The sequence below is a fragment of the uncultured Gimesia sp. genome (genome assembly GCF_937910335.1).
Lineage (GTDB): Bacteria > Planctomycetota > Planctomycetia > Planctomycetales > Planctomycetaceae > Gimesia.
The window spans coordinates 1-6,841 of the sequence record NZ_CALEMX010000623.1 but is presented as its reverse complement, the minus strand read 5'-3'; the positions used below and the strand labels follow the sequence as shown (position 1 = coordinate 6,841).

Here is a 6,841-nt window from a genome sequence, read left to right as displayed (position 1 = left end):
CATGGCAGGAACCGGCTCAAAAGACAACTTCAAAATTGATCCTGACAATAAGTTTCTATGGAGGAAACCGTCGCGTCGTATGGAAGGAGAAATCGTTCGCGATAACCTGCTATTTATCCCCGGGCGACTCGACTCTCAATTGGGAGGGGCCGACATCGACAATACGAAAGCCCAGGATTCCCGTCGCAAGAGCATCTACCTCAGACATGCACACGAAAAATTAGTTGAGTTTGTGCAGATATTTGATGGTCCCAGTGTTTCAGAATGTTATATGCGTGAAACAAGTGTCCAACCTCATCAGGCGCTGGCTCTGGCGAACAGCCAATTAACGTTTAATGCAAGTAAAGACCTGACAACAAATATTTATCAACAGACTTCAGGCAAGGTAGATGCCTTCATCGAAGAAGCATTTCTACATATTCTGTCCCGCTTACCAGATAGGGAAGAACAGAAACTATGCCGCGATTTCCTTGCTGATTCAGCCAGTGATCCGAACAAACTGCCGACACAAATGGAATTTCAGAAATTGATTACCGTTCTTTTCAACCATAATGATTTCGTCACGATCCGTTAACGATCAGACGCCGCGTAATATTTGAAAGACATCGAGATGCTATCACAACCCAATATGAACCGCCGCTCTTTTTTGAACGAGACAGGCATGGGCATGACCGGCATGGCCCTTTCTTCTCTTTTGTTTCAAGAGGGTGAATTGCAGGCAGTTGAAGCAGGCTCAGGTCGCCATCTAGCTCCGCGGGCGAAATCGGTCATCTGGATCTTTCTGATTGGAGGCCTCAGTCACCTGGAAAGCTTTGATCCAAAACCCGCTCTCAATAAGTACGCTGGTAAATCCATTGATGAAACGCCTTTTGCAGAGGCAGTCCTCAACAAAGACAAAATCAACAAAGTCTTGCTCGATCCCGCCAAACAAAAACGCGAAGTCTTTAAAGCGTTGATGCCATTGCAAACAGGATTCAAAAAACATGGCGAAAGTGGATTAGAAATTAGTGACTGGTTCCCGAATCTGGGTTCCTGCGCCGATGACCTTTCATTAATCCGTTCGATGTGGACGATTGACAACAACCACGGCGCGCAGTTGACTTACCATACTGGCCGTAAAATTACAGAAGGCGCATTTCCCACAGTGGGATCATGGGTCAGTTATGGACTCGGTTCCGCAAATCAGAATCTGCCGCACTATGTCGTTCTAGGCAACCCCAGTGCTGATTGCTGTGGCGCAGCCTGGACTCACGGATCTGCCTACTTAGGCCCGGAACATGCCGGCGTTCGATTGAAAGTCGACAGGAAACAGCCACTCCCTTTTGTCCGCTCAGCGGATGAAACGCTCAGCCCCGTTGAACAGGAAAAGATGTTCGGACTGTTGGGAAGACTGAATCGACAAACGGGAATTCAATACCCGGACGATCAACATCTTCAGGCCCGAATTAAATCTTACGAACTCGCATTTCAGATGCAATCAACCATTCCGGAAGTCATGCGATTTCAGGAAGAATCAAAACATGTCCAAGACCTCTATGGTCTGAATGGCTCAATAACGAAAAGCTTTGGCGAGAAGTGCTTGGCCGCACGACGTCTCACTGAGCAGGGAGTCCGGTTTATCCAATTATTTCATGGGTATCGCGGAAACGCAGGCGCATGGGACTCACACAGGAATATCAAAAGATTACATTCCCAACTTGCCAAACAGGTGGATCAGCCCATTGCAGGGTTGATTAAAGACTTGAAACTGCGAGGCTTACTAGATGAAACGATGGTTGTAATTGGCTCGGAATTCGGAAGGACTCCCGGGGCCGAACTTCGCAAAGGTGACAGCTCTGTCCAGGCCACCGGACGTGACCATCACCCGCACGGTTTCAGCGTTGCCATGGCTGGAGGCGGCATCAAGGGAGGCCATATCCACGGGTCAACTGATGAACTTGGATTCCATGCTGTCGAAAACCGACACTACGTAACCGATCTGCACGCGACGGTCTTGCATCAGATGGGACTCGACACCACGCGCCTCAACTATCCCGGCAGACAGCGTATCGACCGGGATTACGGTGAAGTCATTCACGATATCATCAGTTAATCATTTAGTGGCCAGCCGGAGTTCTGAAGTTGATGGTTCGATAATTTGTGTAACTGAAAAACTGAATTGCACACATCCCTGTTAAAAAGAGGATCATTCAGCTAGTCTAAATTAGTAAGATTTCTGGTTGTCAATTCATTATCAGGCCTTGTGTTAGACGTTCATTGAATTGAATTAACGCTTCGCACAGTGATATCATTGACAGTAATAATACGACTGACCTCTAATCACATTGCCAGGAGATTGTGCATGTTTTCTAAAGTCGCGAGTTTAGCTGGTACTATTGGTTTCTGCTTTCTCGGTGGATTGTGCATCTCGTCGCCAACAATGGCTGAGGACTGGCCGACATGGCGAAACAATGCCCAGCGGACCGCTGTCACTTCCGAGCAACTCGCAAATTCATTGAATTTGCAATGGTCTCGACAACTCGGGCCACTCACTCCAGCCTGGCCAGAAGATCCACGAATTCAATTTGACGCACACTATGAGCCAGTTGTCGTTGGGCAGACATTATTTGTTGGCTCATCCCGCAATGATTCCGTTACAGCCATCGACCTTTCCACTGGTGCGCAAAAGTGGAGATTCTATGCAAACGGCCCTGTACGCTTTGCCCCCATTATTTTCGAAAACAATGTGTACTTTGCAGCCGACGATGGTCATTTCTACTGCCTGAATTCAGACGATGGTAAATTAAAGTGGAAATTTCGAGCAGCTCCCAATGGTAGAAAAGCCCTGGCAAACGGGCGACTTTCTTCCGTCTGGCCGATCCGAGGTGGAGCGGTATTATCAGAAGGCAAAATCTATTTCACCTGTGGCGTCTGGCCCTTTGAAGGGACCTTTCTCTACACCTTAGATGCACAAACGGGTAAAGCGCTGACGCCACCTAAATACGAAATCAAAACGCTGAAAGATATCACTCCACAAGGATACCTTGTCAAAAACGACAATCGATTGCTGATTCCCTGTGGTCGCTCGATCGCTGCCTGCCTTGATCTGAAAACAAATAAATTCATTTCACATAGCTATGGAAATCGAGCTACCAACTACCACGTCTCATCAATCGGACCGTACATCTTTCATGGTGGGTCGACTTTCCAAATGGACGCCAAAAAAGAATACAAGGTCGCGGCTCGTCATCCGGTCTTGACGGACGAGCTTGTTTTCTTCGGTACGGGCGGTAATGTCGTTGCCTACGATCTGAAAAACCCGAAAATCGTCAAATCAAAAGATCGTCGGGGAAAGGAAGTCACCAATACGGTACTGAATCAAATTTGGAATCTACCTCTACAGAAATTACATGCTATTCCGAAAGAACAATACCCTGAATGGATCAAAACGCATCCGGCTCAGCTTGATCTAAAAGCCGACAATCGACTCTACGGCCATCAAGCCGATAAAATCTTTGCATTAGAACTTTCTGAAGATGGAAAAACCGCAACGGTAAGCTGGAGCCAAACGATCAAAGGCAGCCCGGCAACGATGATCGCTGCCAACGGAAAGTTGATTGTTGTCACAAAGGAGGGAGATTTGCTCTGTTATGGAGACAAACAAACCAAGACACATTCGCTCTCTGAAAAGAACACTGAATTGACATCCCGGCAGGATGAATGGACCGAAAAAACCAGCCAGTTACTGGAACTCACAAAAGCAAATAACGGATATTGTCTCGTACTGGGAACTGGCAGCGGCCGATTGATTGAAGAACTTGTCCGTCAATCCAAACTGGCAATAATTGCAGTAGAACCAGATAAGACTAAAGTGGAACAACAGAGAGTAAAATTGGATGCCGCCGGCGTGTATGGATCGCGGGTGATCGTACATCAGGGAGATCCATTGACCTTCGAACTACCAGCTTACATGGCTGAGTTAATCGTTTCGGAAGATATCACATCACTCGAAAATTTCGCTTCCCCGAAAGCCTGGGAAACCATTTATCGATCATTGCGCCCCTATGGCGGAAAGGCATGTCTCGAGCTGGCAGATGATTCATACAAGACACTCTCAAACTCAATCAAAAACAAGAGGCTTCCACAGGCAGATCTCAAACGCGCAGACGGATTTGCACTACTGTCTCGAGTCGGCGCATTGCCTGGCTCTGCGAACTGGACTCACGAGTATGGTGACGCATCCAACACACTGATGTCACGTGATGAGTTGGTTAAAGCGCCGCTCGGCGTGCTTTGGTTTGGTGGACCGGCAAGTCATGGCGATTTATTTTATAACCGTCACGACTGGGGCCCGAGCATGGCGGTTATTCAAGGTCGTATGTTTCTACAAGGTCCTGGTAAATTAACCGCCGTCGATGTCTACACAGGTCGAATTCTATGGCAGATTCCTTTGATTGAAACAGAGGAAGACAATCCGGGGCGGCGAGGCCAGGGCTATAACGGTAAAGTGGTAGGCCATCATTTCATCGCCATCGAAGACAGCCTCTATCTGGTAACCAGCCAAAATACTTGCTTGCGAATTAATCCGGCGACGGGCAAAACTTTAGCCGAGATGAAATTACCAAATCCCGAAGATAGATGGGGGCGAATCCGCGTTCATGATGATCTCTTGCTGGTATCTGCTTTTCGTGTTTCTAAAAAAATCGGCGAGAAATATGGCAAACTACCTTTGGAGCTGGTTGCTTTGAATCGTCACACTGGAAAAGTAGCCTGGACGTTCAAAGCCGACTTAAGTTTCCCTGTTGTCTCATTGAGCGGCGATCGTATCTATGTTTTTGATGGTGCTCTCGAAAACTTTTACAAAGATTATAAACGTCGTGGCAATGTGCCTAAGGCATTGGAAGAACGATACATCAAAGCGATCGATGTAAAATCGGGAAAGCTGCTTTGGAAACAACAGACCGATGTGGTTGGTTCCTGGTTATCCTACAGCGACCAGAAGGATGTATTACTCATTACGAATCGCAATAGCATCTCGGCCTATCGCGGGAAAAATGGGTCCGAACTTTGGAAAAAGTATGCAACAGGCCAGGGATTTAAAGGACATCCCGAAAATCTGTGGGACAAGATCATCATCTGGAACGATCGTATTCTTGATCAACGCGGACCTGGAAAATCTTATGATCTTGAAACCGGTGAACCGATTCTTCGCACAAATCCGATTACGGGAAAACCAATCCCCTGGGAATTCACCAAAGCAGGTCATCACTGAAATTACGCTATCGCCAGCCCACACTTGATGACGTTCCGCGCCGCATCCGCCGGATTCTGCGACATCGACAGCACCAACACATCGCGACTGGAAGGTTTCCGGAGCGGCTGTCGCAACAGTCTGATTCCTGCGAACGGTGTACTCAACTCACCAAACATGGCACACGGTTGCAGTTGTGGTTACTCGCTCTTCACATCACTGGCGCTCACGCATGTCCCGGAATCCGAAGTTTGGAGCTACAGCGCGCTGGCGATGAACGCAAAGAAAGATCAGGTACAAAGATTGGGAATCAACCTGGGCGCCCCGGGAGACCGACAGGCAGAGAACGGTACACTCTGGCTCGACTATCCCAATGTGGGAGGTTCATCTCCAGTCGTTTCAGTCAAATTGAGCGGGAAGGATTTAAGATACTTCCACAAGCATTCTGCGTTCGTTCAGGAAGGCGATATGAAATGGGTAGCCGCTTCCGGAGTTGAGGGAGCCACCTCTCTAGAGGTCATACTCTCATCCGTCTCGACAATTCAAAGAAACTATACAGTCCGCCTCTATTTCCTAGAGCCCGACGATCAACGTCCAGGACAGCGTGTATTCGATGTTTTATTACAGGGCAAACCAATGCTGAAAGAACTGGACGTCGTCAAAGAAGCCGCTGGTTCAAACCGTGCTATCGTGCGTGAATTCAAGGGAGTCCAGGCCTCTAACAGTTTGAAGATCGACCTGAATTCGATTACCGGACGCACACTCTTGTCTGGTATTGAAATTATGATCGAAAAATAAACACGCAAATTAGATAACAGTCATCTGCTTACTCGATTACCATTTCCACTTTGTGATTCACTTAGGGTAGCCCAGTGGCTTTGACACGAATCAAGTGCAGATAAGGCTGGGCTTCAGGCCAGGATCGAACTTCCAATAGTTTTTCAGAAGGAACTTCGATGGAACTAAAAAACTTGATCGAAAGTTGATTGTCAAACTTTCCTTCAAGATAGCCGAAAGGAATGTTTTCCAACTTCTGCTCCGGAGTTTCATTTTTTTGACGAGGTGGAATAAAGAGATTCCAGAACTTCTGCTGATCTTTCTCTGTAAGTAAATCCGTAAATCGCTGCCTGACTTTTTTGCTGGCAGGAGAATGGTCCAGATTACGATGCAACAAAATCGCCTGATAGGCCAGCATTTTGTTCCAATACTTTTCTGTTACAACATAGTGCGAAAAATGTAGTCGGTCATCAAATCCCAGATGGAGAGGATTAAATGGTGATTTTGGCAGCGTCTTTCCATCAGCCAGAATGTCTTGCATTTTGCGTGCATCTTTATGACGAATCGCATACATAAAATGCATGCCACTAAAAGGAGTCGCCCAGGCTTGTTCCCGCACAGAATCTTTCAGACGAATGATCACATCGCCATAACGGGGTGAACCATGCGGAGGACCCACACTGGCAAAAACGGCATCGAAAGCACCATACAGTAAATTCTCCACTGCAGGAGTCGTATGAGATAATGAATCGTGCTCAATTTTTTCTTCAATCTCTAATGGGTTCCTCTAATAATTCCTTGAAATCAAGGAATTAAGTATGGACGTGTTTTCTA

The 6,841-nt window shown here is 47.1% G+C and carries 5 protein-coding genes; 4 read left to right on the top strand and 1 reads right to left on the bottom strand.

The window, feature by feature from the left end; all coding sequences use genetic code 11:
- From Q0668_RS25530 to Q0668_RS25515, 4 genes are all read left to right on the top strand, one after another.
- On the top strand, positions 1-574 hold a 574-nt coding region (locus Q0668_RS25530), incomplete at its 5' end, for a DUF1553 domain-containing protein (RefSeq protein WP_298869391.1).
- 36 nt (positions 575-610) lie between these two features.
- Positions 611-2,092 carry a DUF1501 domain-containing protein gene (locus Q0668_RS25525; protein WP_298869390.1) on the top strand — a complete coding sequence of 494 codons (1,482 nt, stop codon included), beginning with the start codon at positions 611-613 and terminating at the stop codon, positions 2,090-2,092.
- Positions 2,093-2,341: 249 nt separating this feature from the next.
- Positions 2,342-5,251: a PQQ-binding-like beta-propeller repeat protein gene (locus Q0668_RS25520; protein ID WP_298869389.1), complete on the top strand. Its 2,910-nt coding sequence runs from the start codon at positions 2,342-2,344 to the stop codon at positions 5,249-5,251.
- Between the two features lie 27 nt (positions 5,252-5,278).
- Positions 5,279-6,028: a malectin domain-containing carbohydrate-binding protein gene (locus Q0668_RS25515; protein ID WP_298869388.1), complete on the top strand. Its 750-nt coding sequence runs from the start codon at positions 5,279-5,281 to the stop codon at positions 6,026-6,028.
- Positions 6,029-6,089: 61 nt separating this feature from the next.
- Here the strand turns inward: Q0668_RS25515 and Q0668_RS25510 are convergent, their stop codons facing one another.
- A complete protein-coding gene (locus Q0668_RS25510) occupies positions 6,090-6,731 on the bottom strand; it encodes a hypothetical protein (protein WP_298869387.1) in 642 nt (213 codons plus the stop codon).
- Positions 6,732-6,841: the final 110 nt, after the last annotated feature.

Bases quoted from the DNA above. Each gene is read 5' to 3' on its own strand.
- Q0668_RS25525 (WP_298869390.1), top strand. From the start codon at position 611: ATGCTATCACAACCCAATATGAACCGCCGCTCTTTTTTGAACGAGACA.
- Q0668_RS25520 (WP_298869389.1), top strand. From the start codon at position 2,342: ATGTTTTCTAAAGTCGCGAGTTTAGCTGGTACTATTGGTTTCTGCTTT.
- Q0668_RS25515 (WP_298869388.1), top strand. From the start codon at position 5,279: ATGACGTTCCGCGCCGCATCCGCCGGATTCTGCGACATCGACAGCACC.